General features: G+C 68.4%; 15 protein-coding genes. 5 read left to right on the forward strand and 10 right to left on the reverse strand.

The window, feature by feature from the left end:
• Positions 1-9 precede the first annotated feature (9 nt).
• Complete coding sequence (locus C3942_RS18170) at positions 10-678, forward strand: hypothetical protein (protein ID WP_104231787.1); 669 nt, start codon at positions 10-12, stop codon at positions 676-678.
• Here the strand turns inward: C3942_RS18170 and C3942_RS18175 are convergent.
• Both C3942_RS18175 and C3942_RS18180 read right to left on the reverse strand, forming a co-directional pair.
• Entirely contained in the window at positions 661-1,032 is a 372-nt protein-coding gene (locus C3942_RS18175) for a glutaredoxin domain-containing protein (RefSeq protein ID WP_104231788.1), read from the reverse strand. The genes C3942_RS18170 and C3942_RS18175 overlap by 18 nt on opposite strands.
• A gap of 101 nt (positions 1,033-1,133) precedes the next feature.
• On the reverse strand, positions 1,134-1,961 hold the full coding sequence (locus tag C3942_RS18180; RefSeq protein WP_104231789.1) for an alpha/beta fold hydrolase: 828 nt from the start codon (positions 1,959-1,961) through the stop codon (positions 1,134-1,136).
• A gap of 185 nt (positions 1,962-2,146) precedes the next feature.
• Between C3942_RS18180 and C3942_RS18185 the strand changes: the two genes are divergently transcribed.
• Entirely contained in the window at positions 2,147-2,779 is a 633-nt protein-coding gene (locus C3942_RS18185) for a TetR/AcrR family transcriptional regulator (RefSeq protein ID WP_165797527.1), read from the forward strand.
• Positions 2,780-2,896: 117 nt separating this feature from the next.
• Here the strand turns inward: C3942_RS18185 and C3942_RS18190 are convergent, their stop codons facing one another.
• Positions 2,897-4,300 (reverse strand): DUF1329 domain-containing protein, encoded by a 1,404-nt coding sequence (locus tag C3942_RS18190; RefSeq protein ID WP_133164356.1) that lies wholly within the window; start codon positions 4,298-4,300, stop codon positions 2,897-2,899.
• 141 nt (positions 4,301-4,441) lie between these two features.
• Between C3942_RS18190 and C3942_RS18195 the strand changes: the two genes are divergently transcribed.
• Positions 4,442-6,586: a DUF1302 domain-containing protein gene (locus C3942_RS18195; RefSeq protein WP_104231792.1), complete on the forward strand. Its 2,145-nt coding sequence runs from the start codon at positions 4,442-4,444 to the stop codon at positions 6,584-6,586.
• Positions 6,587-6,657: 71 nt separating this feature from the next.
• Here C3942_RS18195 and C3942_RS18200 read toward each other — a convergent pair whose 3' ends face one another.
• The 3 genes from C3942_RS18200 to C3942_RS18210 all read right to left on the reverse strand — a co-directional run bounded on the left by C3942_RS18200 (position 6,658) and on the right by C3942_RS18210 (position 10,014).
• Positions 6,658-7,650, reverse strand: a complete 993-nt coding sequence (locus C3942_RS18200) for a glutathione S-transferase family protein (protein WP_104231793.1) — start codon at positions 7,648-7,650, stop codon at positions 6,658-6,660.
• Positions 7,647-8,768, reverse strand: a complete 1,122-nt coding sequence (locus tag C3942_RS18205; RefSeq protein ID WP_104231794.1) for a glutathione S-transferase family protein — start codon at positions 8,766-8,768, stop codon at positions 7,647-7,649. Before C3942_RS18205 ends, C3942_RS18200 begins: the two co-directional genes overlap by 4 nt.
• A 142-nt stretch (positions 8,769-8,910) precedes the next feature.
• Positions 8,911-10,014, reverse strand: a complete 1,104-nt coding sequence (locus C3942_RS18210) for a glutathione S-transferase family protein (protein ID WP_165797528.1) — start codon at positions 10,012-10,014, stop codon at positions 8,911-8,913.
• A 113-nt stretch (positions 10,015-10,127) separates the two neighbouring features.
• On the opposite strand from C3942_RS18210, the gene C3942_RS18215 reads away from it, so the two are divergent.
• Positions 10,128-11,381, forward strand: a complete 1,254-nt coding sequence (locus tag C3942_RS18215) for a DsbA family protein (protein WP_104231796.1) — start codon at positions 10,128-10,130, stop codon at positions 11,379-11,381.
• A gap of 64 nt (positions 11,382-11,445) precedes the next feature.
• On the opposite strand, the gene C3942_RS18220 is transcribed toward C3942_RS18215, so the two are convergent.
• Positions 11,446-14,145 carry a BACON domain-containing protein gene (locus tag C3942_RS18220; RefSeq protein WP_133164357.1) on the reverse strand — a complete coding sequence of 900 codons (2,700 nt, stop codon included), beginning with the start codon at positions 14,143-14,145 and terminating at the stop codon, positions 11,446-11,448.
• A 32-nt stretch (positions 14,146-14,177) separates the two neighbouring features.
• Between C3942_RS18220 and C3942_RS22130 the strand changes: the two genes are divergently transcribed.
• Positions 14,178-14,414 (forward strand): hypothetical protein, encoded by a 237-nt coding sequence (locus C3942_RS22130; RefSeq protein ID WP_133164358.1) that lies wholly within the window; start codon positions 14,178-14,180, stop codon positions 14,412-14,414.
• A 22-nt stretch (positions 14,415-14,436) separates the two neighbouring features.
• On the opposite strand, the gene C3942_RS22750 is transcribed toward C3942_RS22130, so the two are convergent.
• The 3 genes from C3942_RS22750 to C3942_RS18235 form a co-directional block, all read right to left on the reverse strand.
• Positions 14,437-15,120, reverse strand: a complete 684-nt coding sequence (locus C3942_RS22750) for an NYN domain-containing protein (RefSeq protein ID WP_114409777.1) — start codon at positions 15,118-15,120, stop codon at positions 14,437-14,439.
• The gene (locus C3942_RS18230; RefSeq protein WP_104231799.1) at positions 15,003-16,061 is read right to left on the reverse strand and encodes an NAD(P)-dependent alcohol dehydrogenase; all 1,059 of its coding nucleotides are present in this window, start codon (positions 16,059-16,061) and stop codon (positions 15,003-15,005) included. The genes C3942_RS22750 and C3942_RS18230 overlap by 118 nt, the downstream gene beginning before the upstream one ends.
• A 100-nt stretch (positions 16,062-16,161) precedes the next feature.
• On the reverse strand, positions 16,162-16,512 hold the full coding sequence (locus C3942_RS18235) for a hypothetical protein (RefSeq protein WP_104231800.1): 351 nt from the start codon (positions 16,510-16,512) through the stop codon (positions 16,162-16,164).
• Positions 16,513-16,545: the final 33 nt, after the last annotated feature.

Below are 16,545 nucleotides of genomic sequence, written 5' to 3' on the forward strand. Positions count from 1 at the left end.
TCCAAAGCCATGATCCTGGACGCAACTTCAATGAGGCTCTCCCCGACGCTTTGGCTGGCGCTACTGGCCTGCTGCCTACTGATTTCCGGCTGCGCTGCAAGGAACATCCGGGCGGACTATGAGCAGACGACGGACAAGGGTTTGATGCTCGGCTCCATCACGCGTGATGGGCGGTTGTCTGCCTACCGGGTGCTATATCGACCTTTGGGGCAGGAGAAGGGATTCGAATTCGTTGAGACCGGCTGCGATTCGATAATGGAGCCGAGTTGCTATGCCCATCAGGACTTCACCTCGCTCGGCATGAAGGGCGATCTCTTCGCGGTGGAACTGCCCCCAGGCGAGTATGAATTTTTCAGTTGGAACGTGGTGGGGGGCTCTGCTCATGCAGGACCCGCATCGCATTTCTCGTTGAGGTTCAGTATCCAGCCCGGCAGGATCACCTACATCGGCAACTTTCACTTCACGGAGCTTGCCAACCGAGGACTCGTCGTCACCTCAGCGAGCGTCGACTACTCCCAGCCTTTCGAAAGGGACTGGGCACTGGCACAGAAGAAGTATGCACGGCTGCAGAGCGAATCCGTGGATGTGAACGAATTCAGCCCTCCGGTCTCGGCCATCGGCGGAGCCGGCGGCTACAGCTTTACGCCGACACCCGTTTACTTACCCCCGACCAAGTAGCTTCTTGAGCTCACCGGACGCCACGAGCTTTTCCAGGTCGCTGGCACCGCCGACGAGCTGGCGCTTGACGAAGACCATGGGGAAGGTGGGCCAGCCGGTCCACAGCTTCAGCGCGTTGCGGCGGCGCCAGGTGTTGAAGTAGCTGCCGTACTCCAGGTACTGGTACTTCAGCCCCGCGGCGTCGAGCAGCTTGCGCGCCTTCTTCGGGCTCGGATTCTGCGCCATGCCGACCACGACGATGTCATGGGCATCCACCGCGGCGGAGACCTCTTCCACGATGTCGCGATGGTTCTGCGCGACGGCCTCGCGCACGGCGGGGTGAATGCGGGATTCGTCGAGGATATGGCGCGGCATGGGTGACTCCGGATGCGTGATGGCGCGCAGTATCGGAGGGCTGCATGCCGGCTGCAATGCTCCAACGCCGGCACGAAACCGTGAGCCGCCGTTCGCGCCGCTCAGGCGCCGCTGCGCTGCAGGAAGGACTCGACGATGGCGTTGACCTCTTCCGGCCGCTCCAGGCCGGCGAGATGGCCGGTGCCGTCCATCACCAGGAATTCGGCGCCCGGGATGGCCTGGGCCATCTCGGTGGTCTCCGGCACGGGGAAGGTGGGGTCCTCGATGCCGGCCAGCACCAGCACCGGCGTGCGGATGCGACCGAACAGGGCGCGCTGGTCCGGACGCGCCGGCACGACGCTGTTCACCGCCCAGTAGACCGATTGCGCATCGATGCGGCGCAGCGCGGCACGGATCTGCTCGGCCACCTGCGGCCGCTCGCGCGCGGTGGTGGGGCCGACGAAGGCCTTGATCGCCTTGCCCACGAAGGGACCCCGGAAGCTGCCCAGCAGGCGGACGATCTCCGTGAGGAGGCGGAACTCCAGGCGCTGGCGCAGCGGCGCGCGAGAGGCCGTGGCGTTCATCAGCACGGCGGCACCGATGCGCTGCGGGTACAGCGCGGCGAAGGTGCCGCCGATCATGCCGCCCCAGGAATTGCCGACCAGATGGGTCCGGTCGATGCCCAGGGCGTCCAGCACCTGGACGATGCATTGCGCGCATTCCTCGAACGTGAACAGGCGCGTCAAGGGCTCGCTGCCGCCGTGGCCCGGCGAATCCACCAGGATGACGGTGTGGCTCGGCGCGAAGTGCCGTGCCTGGGCCAGCCACATGGAGCCGTCCATCAGCAGGCTGGGCCAGAACAGGATCGCCGGCCCCTGCCCGGCCACGCGCAGGCGCAGGCGGCCCAGCACGGTGGGGATGTAGCGGTCCTGCAGCGTCAGGTCGTTCATGCCGCGCAGGCTAGCGGCTCGCGGACAAGGCGGGAAATGCGCGTTTTCGATGGGAGGCCATTCGTTTGCTGCATGGTTCCGGTGACACCCCGCCCCAGGCGGGCTTGTAGGCTGATGCCTATCGACACCAAGGGTGTGCGTAACGGAAAATATTGTCACTCCGTAACATTTCAGGGATGAGAATGGTGACCAAGCCGCCGGCCAGGCCACGCAAGCGCTCCACCGCCAAGACCGCGGAGACCAAGCGGCCCTATCTCAGCCGCGACCTGCGCCGCCAGACGCTGCTGGAGGTGGCCGCCGGGATCGTGGAGACGCAGGGCTGGGCCGCGCTGAACATGAGCGCGCTCGCCGAGCGCGGCGGCACCAGCCGCCAGCTGATCTACCAGCATTTCCCCAGCATGGAGAAACTGCTGGCCGACACCGCCTGGCACATCTTCATGGAAGTGGCCAAGGGCACGACCGATTCGGTGGCCGCCAATCCCGGCAACCTGACCGAGGCGATCAAGTCCGCCGAGGCCTTCTCGCTGGACCTGCCGACGGGCCGCGGCGATGCGCTGTGGCAGCTGATCGCCGGCACTGCCGGCAGCACGCCGGAGCTGGAGGAGATCCGCCAGGGCATCCGCAAGCTGATCAGCGGCATCTGGACGCCGGTGGTGCGCAAGGAGCTGGGCATGAACGAGGCGGACGCCAGGGCCTATGCCTGGATGTCGATCCTGGCGTTCTGGGGCATGCGGCAGCTGGTGCGCGACGGTGAACTCAGCCGGGCACGCGGCGTGAAGCTGTTCAACGGCTTCATGGAACGCGTGGTGAAGAGCTGAGATTCTTCTCCTTCTCCCTCCGGGAGAAGGTGGCGCGAAGCGCCGGATGAGGGCCGCGCGCCGCTCCCGGCGCCGCTCTCCCCGGAACCCCTGCCACTCTCGCTGTGCTTGCCGGGCTTACTTCCGCAGCTTGCGGCTCGCCAGGGTCTGCGGACGGAAGTAGTTGTCCTCCAGCTGCAGGCTGAAGTCCGGGTAGTCATCGCCCGAGAAGCTGGCGGTGACGAAGTAGCGGCCGCTCTGCAGGTCATGGTGCACCTCGGGGCTGCCGCTGGTGACGGGCACGAACGGGAAGCTGGTGAGATGCGCTTCCTGGAAGCGCCAGAGCTGGTCGCGGTCGTCGTAGCAGTCCACCATCGACACGCTCCAGCTGTCCTCGTCGAGGTAGAACACGCGGCGGCGGAAGGCGTGGCGCAGTCCGGGCTTGAGCGTGGCTTCCACCACCCAGACGCGGTGCAGCTCGTAGTGCGCCAGCTCCGGGTTGATATGCCCCTTGCGGATCAGCTTGTCGTAGCTGACGCCGGCACCGAGCACCGGCGTGGAGTTGTAGGGGATGTAGGCCTCGCGCTTGCCCAGCAGCTTCCAGTTGTAGCGATCCAGTGCGCCGTTGTACATGTCGGTCTGGTCGTTGAACATCAGGCCATCGGCGGAAGCCTTGGGGTTGTCGTAGCCGACGTTGGGCGCGCGCCGCGTGCGGCCGAGACCCGGATTGAAGATCCAGGCGCTGCGGCCGCCCTCGGTCTGGTCGGTGGTCTCGTGCACCAGCAGCATCTGTCCGGCGATGCGCTTGGGCGTCAGCACTTCCTGCAGGTAGTACAGGATGATGCCGTCCTCGATCGGGCTCGGGGCCTTGGGATCGCCGTACTTGAACTTCACGTCCTCGACGATGCGCGCCAGCTGGTAGCTGCCGTCCTGGGCGACGATGACCTCGTTGTTGAAGCGCCGCACCGCGGAGCCGCGGAACTTCAGCTTGTGGTTCCAGATCACCTCGGCGCCGCTGCGCGGGAGCGGGAAGGGCACGCCCAGCTTCGCGCCGCTGACCTTGTCGCTGCCCTCCAGCCTGGCCTGCACGGCATTGAGCTTCGTCGCGGCCTCCACCGCCGCCGGCAGGAAGGCCCCGCGGACGCTGGGGAACACGCGCATCTGCCAGGTGGGGTAGCGCTCGAACATCGCCTTGTGTCCGGCACTGAGCTTGTCGGCGTGCTGCGCGAGGTTGGCCTTGGTGATGACGAAGCTGGGCTTGTCGGCCGCGCCGTTGGGTGCCAGCGCGCGGGCCAGCGCCGCCGGATCGGTCCGGCGCAGGCGCTGCAGGTCGTCGTAGGTGAGCTTGAGCTGCTCGGGACGGAAGCGCTTGCTGCCCTCCCAGGCCGGGATCGTGCCGGAGGCATTGGCGGCGGCTTCCGCCCCTGCGGGGGTCAGCACGCTCCCCAGCTTCGCCGCCTCCGCCTCCGGTACGCCCGCCCCCGCCAGCGCCGGCCACAGCGCCAGCATTCCCGCCCCCAACGTCGTACGGATTCGCCGCATGTCTCCCCCAAGCCCGCCGCGGCGCATGGCTTGCGCCTGTATTGACATGGTGTAAACTTTACACCGTGTAAATCTCGCGTCAAGACCCCGGTCCACCGGGGCTGCGGCAGACCTGCCGCCGGCGCCCGAGGGAGGAGACGGATGAGGCAAACGGCATTCCTGGCGGCGCTGTGCCTGGCGCTGCCCGCGCAGGCGGTGGACTTCGAGTGGGGGCCGGTCAGCGGCGCGCTCAACACCCGCCTGTCCTTCGGCGCCGCCCTGCGCGTGCAGGACCGCGACGAGCGCGTCCTGGGCAAGCTCAACGTGCCCGGCCAGCAGGACCTCTGCGTGGCGGACGACTGCCAGTCCGCCAGCGGCGACCCCGCGCCCAACCAGCGCCTGGTGGACGCGCGCGGCAGCTTCTCCGGCGTCAACGAGGACAACGGCAACCTCAACTACGACCAGGGCGACTTCACCGCCGCCATCTTCCAGCTGCGTCCCAAGCTGGAGGTGGTCTGGGACGACTGGCAGTTCCAGGCCTCGGCGCTGTTCTTCCACGATGCCGTCAACAGCGGCTTCGATGAAACCCACAACGACACGCGCTTCCAGCCGCGCCACTCGCGGCGCAACGGCGACGTGGAGGAGCTCTTTGCCAGCGGCTACCGCCTGGGCAACCTGTTCGTGTCGCGCAGCTTCGAGCTGGGAGAGCAGGAGCTGCTGGTCAAGATCGGCAACCAGGTGCTGAACTGGGGCGAGGCCAACCTGGTACAGTTCAATACGCTGGCGGAGATCAGCCCGCTGGATGCGCCGGTGCTGGGCATGCCGGGCTCGGAGCCCAGCCAGCTGCAGCTGGCGGTGCCGCTGGCGGTGGCCTCTCTCACGCTGACCGAGTCGCTGGCGCTGGAGGCGGTGTACCAGCTGCGCTGGCGCGGCGCCAAGCTGCCGGCCAGCGGCAGCCTGCTGTCCTTCAGCGACATCGCCGGCGGCGGCGATTACGCCATCACCGGCTTCGGCAACTTCAGCGAGGACCCGGACAAGCAGTTCTCCCCCGCCGGCCTGGTATCGCTGGTGTCGCAGTCCACCCGCACCATCCGCATCCCCGATGCCGACTTCGGCGCGCCGCGCGACGACGGGCAGTACGGCCTGCGCCTGAACTATCTCGCCGACTGGCTCAACAACGGCACCGAACTGGCCTTCCACTACCTGCGCTACCACAGCCGCTATCCCTTGCTGAGCGGCTACGCCGCCGACGCGAGCTGCACGCGCGATTCGCCGGGCGGCGGCTTCGCCGGGGCCTTCCTGGCCTGCCTGGGCTTCAATGCGCCGATCAATCCGCTGGGCCGCGAGCCGCTGCCGGTGGATACCGCGCGCCTGTTCCTGGACTACCCCGAGGACATCGACCTGTTCGGCATCAGCTTCAATACCAATGTCGGCGACTGGGCCTTCTCGGGCGAGTACAGCTTCCGCCCCAACCAGCCGTTGCAGGTACTGCAGTCCGACGTGCTGTTCACGGTGCTGGGCACCGCCTTCCCGGCTGAGGACATTCCCATCGGCGCCGCGACGCTGTCGGACCCCAGCCTGCTGGCCGGGCTGCCGTCGGCGCTGGCACCGGCGCTGCAGGGACTGCAGGCGGGCCTGGGCGCCCTGCTGCCGGCCGGGGCGCTGTTCACGCTCCCCGGCGAGGACAATGCCGTGCCGGACTATCTCTCGCGCTACCGCGGCGTCAGCATCGAGCCCGGCGACTACGTGGCCGGCTACGAGCGACAGAAGGTCTCGCAGCTCTCCCTGACCGGCATCCGCAGCTTTGCCGACAACCCCTTCGGCGCCGCGCAGGTGTTCTGGGTGATCGAGGGCGCCGCGCTGATGGTGCACGACATGCCGGAGCGGGGGGAGCTGTACTTCGAGGGAGCGGGCGACCGTACGCATCCCTCCGCGGGTGCCGACGGCAGCGGCACGCCGGACGGGCAGCCCGATACCCGGCACATCAACCCGACGCAGATGCGCAGCGGCTTCGGCGACGACTTCGCCTGGGGCTACCGCAGCCTGCTGCGCTTTACCTACAACGAGCTGCCGGGCAACGTCGCGCTCTACCCGACCTTCCTGTGGCTGCACGACGTGAAGGGCATCTCGCCGGCACCGATCATCAATTTCATCGAGGGACGCAAGGTGCTGGTCAGCAGCCTGATGGCGGAGTTCGAGGACGACTGGACCGCGGGCATCAGCTACCAGGTCTTCACCGGCGGCGGTACGCATCACCGGCTGCGGGACCGCGACAACGTGTCGGTGTATGTGGCGAAGGTTTTCTGAGGCTTGCCGGCGCTACCGGATTGAGCCTGCAACCGTGGTTTGCTCCCCTCTCGCGGGAGAGGGGACAACGCTCAGCTGAGATATTCGATGCACCCGGTGCGCTGCATCACCGGCTCCAGCTCCGCCCGCGCCTCCGCCGGCAGTGCCGCCCACAGGCTGCGGACCTGGCCGTAGCACTTGGCCTGGTAGGCGAAGGGCTGCTGCGCGTACTCGCGCCCGCGGATCGAAACCCGCAGTTCCGGCTCGCCCTTCTCCAGCGCCGCGGCGTTGGCGCGCAGGAACGGCAGGTATTCGGCGCCGGCCATCTCCAGCAGGGCCTCGCGCACGGCGGCACCGCGCTCCGGCTTCCATTCGCCCTCCACGCCGGAGGCATCGTCCATCGTGATCACCCAGGACTCCACTGCCGGTGCGCGCTCGCGGCAGATTCGCTGCGGCCAGGGGTCGGTAGTGAGCTGCGAGAGCTGGCCGTAGAGGCCGAAGTCCGCCAGCGAGGGACGGCTGCCGAACAGATACTGCTGGCCGCCGACATGGGGACCGAGAATGTCGAGCAGTCGCGCGTAGCTGGATTCGATCACCGGGGCGTTCTGCGGCGTGCAGCCGACCATGGCCATGCGGCCGCGCTGGCGATCGTGGAACATCCTGGCGGCCTGGTCATGGGCCTTGCCCGTGGCGGCGGGCAGCGCGTCGCGCACGATCCAGTGGCTGGCCCAGAGGGCGGTGGCATCCTCGTGCCAGCGGTAATGGAACATCAGCTTGGTCAGCCACTCGTCGGCCATGTCCTCGATCAGGTGGCAGACGAAGGCATCGGCTGCGTCCGGCGGGAGGATGGAGCGCCCGGCGTGGCGCTGCTCCAGCAGGTGGGCGGTGGGCGTGGAGTCCACACGGAACTCGCCGGTCTCCGGCAGCTTCAGCACCGGGATCAGCCGGGGCTTGACCTGCGCGATCTCCGGCAGGGTTTCCGGCGTGCCGGCTTTCCAGATGTGCGGCAGGCGGCGGTAGCGCAGGATGGCGCGCAGCTTGCGCGAATAGGGCGAAGGATTGCCGCCGTAGATCGTGTAGGTCATTCGGAGTCCCAGGGTGTTCCGCTGAAGTAGTAGCGCAGGCGCTGTGCCGCCGTCACCGTTCGCGGCCGGGCCAGGGCGGAGTCGATGGGCGGCAGGTCCGACGCGCTGCGGCGCCGCAGCAGGCCGCCGATGGCGGGGCCCAGGCGGCGGTCCACCCGCTGCCGGGCCTCGGGCGCCAGCGCCGCGTAGTCGCGCTGCAGCGTGGCCAGGCAGCGCGCGCGGTAGCGCACCGCCGGCAACTCCGGGTAGGCGATGCCGCCGTACTCGCCCGAGAAGCGCCTGCGGCCCGCCGCGACGGCGGCGGCGTTGTCATGCAGGTAGGGCAGGTAGGCGGTGCCGATATCGGCGAAAACGCCATCCCAGGCGGGGTCGGAGAAATCGTCGAGTTCCGCGGAACTCCAGTCCTCACTCCCCGAATTCCAGACACGCGAAACCCAGGCCCAGACCCTCGGCGCCTGGGCTGCCATCAGCGCGGCGGGTCGCGGGTCCTGCGCGTAGTGCCGCAGCATCGGCCCGCACCAGGCGATATCGACCAGGCTGGGCCGGTCGCCGAGCAGGTAGCGTCGCTTCTCCAGAAGGGCCTCCAGCCAGCCCAGCGCCTGCGGATACAGCGCGGCGATAGCGTCGAAGTTGCCGCGCCGCACGCCGTCGCCGCGCAGGAAGATGCGCTGCTGGCGCATGCGGAAGTACAGGGCCATGCCGGCGGCAGGATGGACGGTCCCGCGCGACAGTTCCTCGCCCAGGCGGCTACCGAGGTAGCGCGCGTTGTCCGGCCAGGCCCAGCGCCAGAACATGGCCGGGCGCCACTGCCATTCGTCGCAGTAGTCCTCCACCAGGGCGGAGAGGAAGGCCCGACAGGGGTCCGCCGGCAACAGCGGACGCTGCGGGTGCTCGGCATCGAGCCAGCGCAGCAGCGGCGTGCTGTCGTAGAGCCACAGGCCGTCGTCGCGGCACAGCGCCGGCACCTTCATCCAGCCGGTGTTCGGCAACACCTCGTTCAGCAGAGTGTCGGTGGACACCGGCACGCGCCCGTAGGCGATGCGCTTGGCACGCAGCGCGCATTCCAGCTTGCCGCTGAAGTAGGAGACGTCGGAGAGGTAGACGCGATAGCGGGTCATGAGCTTGCAGAGGCTGCGCGGAAAGTCCGTTCGCGCTGAGCCTGTCGAAGCCCGGGCGTGCTGCCCCGCCCGCAGTCACCTGGTTGCCGCCCACCTTTCGACAGGCTCAGGGCGAACGGCAACTCTGCGACCTGCCGGGACCTCACCCCTCCACCTTCACATGCAGCCCCACCCGCTTCAACCTGACGCCGATGTCGAAGCGCATGGCCTCCGGCGCGCCCTGCGCGGCGGTCCAGGCATCGACGCTGGCACGGCCGGCGGCATCCAGCGCGCCATAGGCATCGAGCACCCGCTGCATCATCCACAGCGTGTAGGGCATCGCCGCGCGGCGGAAGCGCCCCTGCGCCATCGGGAATTCGATCATGCCCAGGGCGCGCGGCAGGCGTGCGCGGCCCGGCTTCAGCGTCTTGAGCGAGGCACGGACCTCGTCACGGATGCCTTCCAGCATCGGATAGAACTCGTGGAACACGGCATGCAGCAGCGGCGCCAGGGTCTCCGGGATCGCGTCGTCCGGCAGGAAGTCTCCGCCGCGCACCCGAGGTGCGTTCATGCGCGCGATCCAGGCCTTGAGATGCGGGCGCGGCTCCACCAGGTGCTTCTTCGGCCAGGGGTCGCGGCCCAGGTGTCCGTACAGCGGGCCGATCAGGCCGAAGTCCGCCACCGAGGGCCGCGTGCCGAACAGGAAGGGCATGGCGGCGAAGTGCCGCTCCAGCGCGTCGAGCATGGCCTCGGTCCAGCTTTCCATCACGGCGCGCTGCTCCGGAATCACGCCCACCGCCGGCAGGTAGCCGCGCATCTTGTCGGCGACATAGGCGGCCAGGCGGTTCTTCACCGGGCGCGGGAACCAGGGCAGCAGGCCGTCGCCGCTGTCGGCCTGGAACAGCCGGTAGTTCTCCGGATAGATCCAGCGGTAGTGCATCGCATGGGGAATCCACCATTCGTCCGCCCAGGCCTCCAGCAGCAGCGCCGCGATGCGCTGGCGCGGCGTGGCCGGCGTGACCGGCGCCTCCGGAAAACGCTGCTCGATGGCCGCGGCGATGTCCTTGGTGTCCTGCAGCCACTGCCCGTCAGGCGTCACCACCACCGGCATCACCGCCGCGCCGGTCTTGCGCGGGATCTTCCACATCAGCGTCAGCGCATCGACCGGGCGGTCCTCGAACGGCACGCCCTTGTAGCGCAGGTAGGCGCGGGTCTTCCCGCTGAAGTACGACAGGTGCCAGCCATGCAGCACATAGGGCTTGTTCATGTCCCCGCTCTCCCGGATCCGGTCGAGGCCGCTCGGGCGGCCTTCCATTGATATTTACACTATGTAAACTACACGACTGGACACGGTCAAGGACCCTGGAGACCATCGGCCCCATGAACAGCACCCACCTGCCGCATGCCGGGCTGCCGCCCAGCCTCAAATCGCGGGTCACCGAGCGCATCGCCGGCTCGCAGGACCTGCTGGCCAGGCTGCGCGCCGGCCGCGAGCTGGAGCTGTACTACGAGGCGGGCGATCCGCACTCGCAGCTCTGCGCCGCCCTGGCCCGTCGCCTGCTGCCGCGCCTGGACGTCCCCCTGCGCATACGGCTGGTGCCCACCCCCAGCGCCGAAACCTACCCCGAGGAAGCGCGCCAGCGCGCCTTCGCCGCCGCCGACGCGGCGCGCCTGGCGCCCTGCCACGGACTGCCCGCGCCGCTGCCGCTCTCTGCCGAACAAGCCCATCTGCTGCAGGCACGCCTGGCGGCCGCCGGGGAGGGCGCGGACTTCCTCGCCGCCGAGCAGGCCGCGCTGCGCGAGATGGGAGGCGGCAGGCCGCCTTCCGGCCCTGCGGCGAGCCCTGCGGCCGTCGCCGGACTGCTGCGGGCCAACGCGGAGCGGCGCCGCAAGCTGGCGCACTACCTGCCGGCGATGTGGCAGTACCGCGGCGAGTGGTTCTGGGCGCTGGACCGCCTGGGATTCCTCCAGGCGAGATTGCAAGCCGACGGGGTGCTGCGCGACGCCGCGCCGTTGTCGCGGGCGGACCCCTCGCAGTTGCCGGATGCCCCTGCGGACGACGGCACGCCGCTGGAATTCTGGTTCAGCTTCCGCAGCCCGTATTCCTATCTGGCCGCCGTGGAGCTGCTGCGCCGGCGCGAGGCCGGCCACCGGACGCCGCTGCAGGTGCGCCCGGTGCTGCCCATGGTGATGCGGGGCCTGCCGGTGCCCTCGATCAAGCGCCTGTACATCGTGCGCGACGTGAAGCGCTGCGCCGATGCGCAGGGCATCCCCTTCGGCCGCATCCACGATCCGGTGGGCGATCCGGCGCTGCGCCTGCTGACCGTGTTCCCGGCGCAGGCGGACGCGGACACGCAGCTGCGCTACTGCGCCATTGCCGGCCAGAGCGTCTGGGCCGAGGGCCTGGATGCAGGCCGCGACGAAGTGCTGCGGAGCATCTACCAGCGCTGCGGGCTGGACTGGGCGCCCGCGCAGCAGAAGCTGGCGCGCGGCATCGACACGAAATACGCCGAGGACAACCGCGACGCACTGTTCGCGGCGGGGCTCTGGGGCGTGCCGAGCTTCCGTGCCGGCGGCTTCACCACCTGGGGCCAGGACCGGCTCTGGATGCTGCAAAAGGTAACGGGGGCCTGAGAGGCCCCCGTTGTCCGCACCGTGGTTGCGCAGGCGGCGGCCCCGCCGCCACCCGCGCCCCGCCCTACCGCTTCTTCGGTGCCGTCATGGTGGAGGGCGGCTGCCGCACGATGAGCTTCCTCGGCGTCGGAACGCCAACCTCATAGCTGTCCCGCACCAGCGTGCCGTCGGCACCGATCTTGTACTGCAGGATGGTATTAAAGCCCGTGGCGGCATAGAGCCAGGCTTCGTTCGGGTTCACGGCGACATCGCCCAGCGCAGCGACGGCATAGCTGTACTGATGCACCAGGGAGCCGGTCTCGTCGATGGCAAAGGTGGCGATGCCCGGCTCGCCGTCATAGGAGCTGTAGCCGTTCGGCGCCACGAAGCTCAGGAACGCCGACTTTCCGGAGGGAGCCAGCGACAGGCCGCGGCCACGCTTGCCTTCCAGCGCCATCGGCGTCGCCATCGGCACGAGCTGACCGTCGGCGCTCACGATGTACTGCGACACGGCCGCCGTGGAGGAGTAACCATAGCCGGCGTTGGTGACGTACACGTACTGTCCCGAGGGATGCGCCACCGCGTACTGGGGGTTTTCACCCGTGGCCGGAGTGCTCGGTTGCACCGTCAGCGAAGCATCCGCGTTGATCTCCAGGCTACGTACCAGATTCGCGTTGAAGTCGGGGACGTAGAGATAGGGCTCAGTCGGGTGAGCCAGTATGGAATAGGCCGAGGAGGAGGAGTTGCCAACGTCCGTCGGGGGCTTGGCATCCAGCGTCAGCTTGCCGTCGGTACCGATGGCCAGGCGCACCACCCGGGTGGGATAGCCGGTCGCCACATAGAGCTGCCGCCCCTGCGGTTCCACAGCTGCACCTTGCGGATAGTAGCTGCCGATCGTCACGTAGTTGGGCTCCAGCGGCACCAGCGATCCGCCGGAATCGACCTTGAACTGGGAGATGGCGTACTGCCCCGACCCCACGGAATCCTGGTGAACCAGGTAGGCGAATTTCCCATCCGGAGTGAAAGTGAGGTCGCTGGGACGGAAGGCCGTCTGGACCAGCGGGGTGGACATCGGCTGCAGGCGGCCATCTTCTCCGGCGATGAACTGGTAGATGCCCGGGAAATCGTAGTCGCGGACCGCATAGGCGACCGCCGTGGCCGCTCCCACCCGGACCTCCAGGGCCGCCTGCTTGCTGGCACGGGCCAAAACCGCGCGAACGCTGGTGTTGCCCGGTGCGAGCGGCCGCGCGAGACCCGCGTCGTCGCTGCTGAATTCCAGCACAGCCGGATCCGGCGAGCTCCAGGTGACCTCGGAAGTGACGGTCTCCTCGTAGCCGTGCGCGTAGGTGGCAAAGCTGTTGAAGCGCAGCATCGGACCGCCGGCGATCGGCGCCTGTCCGCCGTCGTCGCGCCGCACCGTCAGCGCGGTGACCGGCGAGTTCAGGTTCAGCGTCACCGGAATCGTCCAGCTGTTGCTGTAGGGATAGTAGTCGGTGTCCTGGTACAGGACGATGCTGGCCTGGTGCGTGCCATTGGGCATGCTCGCCAGCGATTCGGCGGGAATGACCACCGAGATTTCCTTGGGCGGAGCGGTGGTGCCGCTGCCCGGCGAGGCCGTGAGCCAGAATGCATTGATGTAACCGACTCTCCATGAGATGGCGCTCGACGGCATCGTGCCGCCGAGATCGTCGGACACGATCAGCTTGCGCGTGCGCGCCGCCGCGGAGAGGTCGCTGCCGATATCGAACTGCAGCGACTCGGGCGTCAGCGTCAGCTGCGGGCGCGTCACCTCGAAATACACCGTGTGTCCCTGCTGGCGCCCTCCGGTGTAGGTGACCAGGACCGTACCGTAGTAGCCACCCGGCGACAGGCCGGCGGCCGAAACCGAATAGCCGACGGTGCCCGCTCCGCTGCCGCTGCTGGAAGTGCTGAGCCAGGACTCGCCGGACGAAGCCGTCCATTCCACGAAGGAGGACGTGTCCACCGAGAAGCTGCCGCTGACGGACGCGGTCGAACCGGCGACGGACCGCACGGTCGTCGAGTAGGGAGTCACCGAAAGCTGCGGCGCCGAAATGAACAGGTTCACGCCGAAGATCGCCCGGCGCCCTTCGCTGTCGGTCAGCGTGATGCTGCCGTAGTGAAAGCCCTCGGCCAGCCCGGCCGTGGAAACCGAGTAGCCGATCAGCTGCGATCCCGTGCCGCTGGTCTTGTCCAGGCTCAGCCAGGAGTAGCCGGACGCCGCGGTCCACTGCGCATTGTTCGACGTGTTCAGCGAGAAGCTGCCGCTCGACGGCGGCGCCCCCTGCACCATGTTGACGGTGACCGCGACGGGCGAGGTGTCGAACCTGACCACCACCATGGTGATCGACAGGTCCGTGTAGCTGATGTCTCGGGCGTCTTCCAGGTATCCGCCGGACGGCACGATGCCGGTGAGGAAGCGCAGGGACGTGCGATAGGTGCCCGGTGCCATGCCCGAGGGATCGACTCGGATTTCGAAAGACATCCGGTCGCCACTGGGCATCCCGGTCTGCACTGCCGTCGCCCAGCTCACCGGAGCGACATTGGGGGCATAGCCCACCACGACACCCGAGCCCTCGAACTGCACCAGGACAGGCTTGCTCGTTTCACCCTGGCCGGTACCGACATCGAAACTCATCGACTTGGTGGACAGCGAGATGGACGTCTTGGAACCGCCGCCGCCGCCACCGCCGCAGGCCGAGAGCACCAGGAGCATCAGGCTGCACAGCACCGCGCGCCAGCCGAGCACGCCGAAAGATTGAGACACGGACTTCCCCCAAAGGAAAACGCTACGGACGGATGATGTCGGCGAAGCCGGCGCGGCACGCTTCCCTGTTGGCCGGACACGGCGCCGTTCCCTGGTCGGCCCCGCTCCTGCCCGTGCCCCGACGAATCCGCGATGCGGCGCAGGTTCCGCACCGCATCTTCATGAGCAGTGTTCCAGAACCGCAAGCGACTGAAAAGAGAAAAGAAAACAAGACGGATGAATCAGGTTTCATCTTCACGAATGGCGATGCAGGACGCCCGAAAGCGTGACCGGGTCGGCAGTTTGGCGGCCCTATCGGAGCGGCGTGGTGCCGGTCCCCAGCAGGGGCGCAAGTTCCGCCCAGGCCGTTTCCGCGGAAACGGGCAACGGCAGGTCCAGCCCGAGGCCGGGCACCCGCAGCCGCCCTCCACCGGCGCTGCCGGCCAGCAACCGCGCCGGATCGTCGATGAGGCGGCGATAGCGCTTGCGGAAGTCGCGGTACTTGTCGCGGCTCACCACGAGGCCGCCGGCAGCGGTGGCCGCGCGCAGCATCAGGCCGTCGGCGCGCTTGCCCGAGGGCACCTCCACGCAGAAACGGGAATGTTCCAGCAGGCGCTCGTACAGCGCCCTCTCGTCACCCAGCCGGTAGCGCGTGTTGGCGTCGAAGTACAGCTGCACCTCGCGCCCCTGGGCCAGCAGTTGCGCCAGCAGCGCCAGCGGCGCGCGCAGGGACGGCGGATGGCCGTTCCAGTAGGCCAGGTTGAGCGCGTCGATGAAGATCCGCGGCGGACCGGGCGGCGCCAGCGCGGCGGCCCCGGCCGCGGGCAGGCGCAGGACCCGCCCGCGCCACCAGGCGGCCAGACGGGCCAGCAGGGCCTTCAGCCGGCGCCTGCCGGCGACAGCGAGGCCATGTCGATCACGAAGCGATAGCGCACGTCGGCCTTCTCCATGCGCTCGAAGGCCTCGTTGATCTGGTCCATGCGGATCATCTCGCAGTCCGGCAGGATGTTCTTGGCCGCGCAGAAATCCAGCAGCTCCTGGGTCTGCGCGATGCCCCCGATCAGCGAACCGGTGATGCGGCGGCGGCCGGAGACCATCGGCATGCTGGAAATCTCGGCCAGCGGGCCGAGCTGGCCGACGATGACGAAGGTGCCGTCGATGTCGAGCAGCGGCATGTAGGGCGTGACGTCATGCTTCACCGGCACGGTGTCGATGATGACGTCGAAGCTGGCCTTGGCCTTCTTCATGGCGTCCTTGTCCGCGGACACCAGCAGGCGGTGCGCGCCCAGCGCCAGCGCATCGGCCTGCTTGTCGGGCCTGCGGCTCAGCACCGTCACATCCGCCCCCAGCCCCACGGCGAGCTTCACCGCCATGTGCCCGAGACCGCCGAGCCCCAGCACGCCCACGCGGGTACCCGGACCGACGTTCCAGTGGCGCAGCGGCGCATAGGTGGTGATGCCGGCACAGAGCAGCGGACCGGTGCGCGCCGGGTCCAGGCCCGCCGGCACGCGCAGCACGAACTCCTCGCGCACGACCAGATGCTTGGCGTAGCCGCCGAAAGTGGGCTCGCCGGTGACGCGGTCCTTGCCGTTGTAGGTCTGGGTGTTGCCCAGGCGGCAGAGCTGCTCCTCCCCCTTCTGGCACTGGTCGCATTTCTGGCAGCTGTCCACCATGCAGCCCACCGCCACGGAGTCGCCGGGCTTGTAGCGCGTGACGCCGCTGCCCACCGCGGTCACGCGGCCGACGATCTCGTGCCCCGGCACCGACGGATAGGTGCTCCAGCCCCAGTCGTTACGCGCCGTATGCAGGTCGGAGTGGCAGACGCCGCAGTAGAGGACTTCCATCGCCACATCGTTGGACCGCAGTTCGCGGCGCTCGAAGCTGAACGGGGCCAGGGGCGTGGTGGCGGCCTGGGCCGCGTATCCGATGGTCTTCATGGGCGGACTCTGTTCTGTGCAGGATCGGGATGCCGGCCGCGGGGCGGCCAGCTTCGAGAGCTTATCGCAGAAATTCAGGCCCTTGCAGGCGCTCCTGCGGCTAGGCGCCGACCTGCGTGGCGGCGCCGTTGCCGCGGCGGCGCTGCTTCTTGTCCTTGACCTCGGCCTTGCGCGCGGCGGCCTGCTCCTTGTGCGTGGGCGTGGTCAGGTTCGAGAGCTTGTGGCCGATCTGAGCCACGCCGTCCTTCAGCGTGCGCTGCAATTCCTCCTTGGTGTTGGCCAGCACCTGGGCGGTCTGGTGCCCACCCTCCACGACGACGCTCCTGGCGGCCTGGAGGGTCTGCGCGCCGGTCTGGATCACGTCCTTGCCATGGGCGCCGATCAGCTCCACCTTCCCCTTGGCCTCGACGACAGCATCCTTGACGGTTTCGACGATCTTGTTGGCGCTCATCCTTGAACTCCTGGTGAATGGGAAGTACCTGCC

This window comes from Solimonas fluminis (assembly GCF_002930645.1).
GTDB classification, from domain to species: Bacteria; Pseudomonadota; Gammaproteobacteria; order Nevskiales; family Nevskiaceae; genus Solimonas_A; species Solimonas_A fluminis.

Coding starts and splice junctions, on each gene's coding strand:
- C3942_RS18180 (WP_104231789.1), bottom strand. CDS start 1,961: ATGAACGACCTGACGCTGCAGGACCGCTACATCCCCACCGTGCTGGGC.
- C3942_RS18175 (WP_104231788.1), bottom strand. CDS start 1,032: ATGCCGCGCCATATCCTCGACGAATCCCGCATTCACCCCGCCGTGCGC.
- C3942_RS18195 (WP_104231792.1), top strand. CDS start 4,442: ATGAGGCAAACGGCATTCCTGGCGGCGCTGTGCCTGGCGCTGCCCGCG.
- C3942_RS18215 (WP_104231796.1), top strand. CDS start 10,128: ATGAACAGCACCCACCTGCCGCATGCCGGGCTGCCGCCCAGCCTCAAA.
- C3942_RS18205 (WP_104231794.1), bottom strand. CDS start 8,768: ATGACCCGCTATCGCGTCTACCTCTCCGACGTCTCCTACTTCAGCGGC.
- C3942_RS18190 (WP_133164356.1), bottom strand. CDS start 4,300: ATGCGGCGAATCCGTACGACGTTGGGGGCGGGAATGCTGGCGCTGTGG.
- C3942_RS22130 (WP_133164358.1), top strand. CDS start 14,178: ATGATGTCGGCGAAGCCGGCGCGGCACGCTTCCCTGTTGGCCGGACAC.
- C3942_RS18235 (WP_104231800.1), bottom strand. CDS start 16,512: ATGAGCGCCAACAAGATCGTCGAAACCGTCAAGGATGCTGTCGTCGAG.
- C3942_RS18200 (WP_104231793.1), bottom strand. CDS start 7,650: ATGACCTACACGATCTACGGCGGCAATCCTTCGCCCTATTCGCGCAAG.
- C3942_RS18230 (WP_104231799.1), bottom strand. CDS start 16,061: ATGAAGACCATCGGATACGCGGCCCAGGCCGCCACCACGCCCCTGGCC.
- C3942_RS18210 (WP_165797528.1), bottom strand. CDS start 10,014: ATGAACAAGCCCTATGTGCTGCATGGCTGGCACCTGTCGTACTTCAGC.
- C3942_RS18170 (WP_104231787.1), top strand. CDS start 10: ATGATCCTGGACGCAACTTCAATGAGGCTCTCCCCGACGCTTTGGCTG.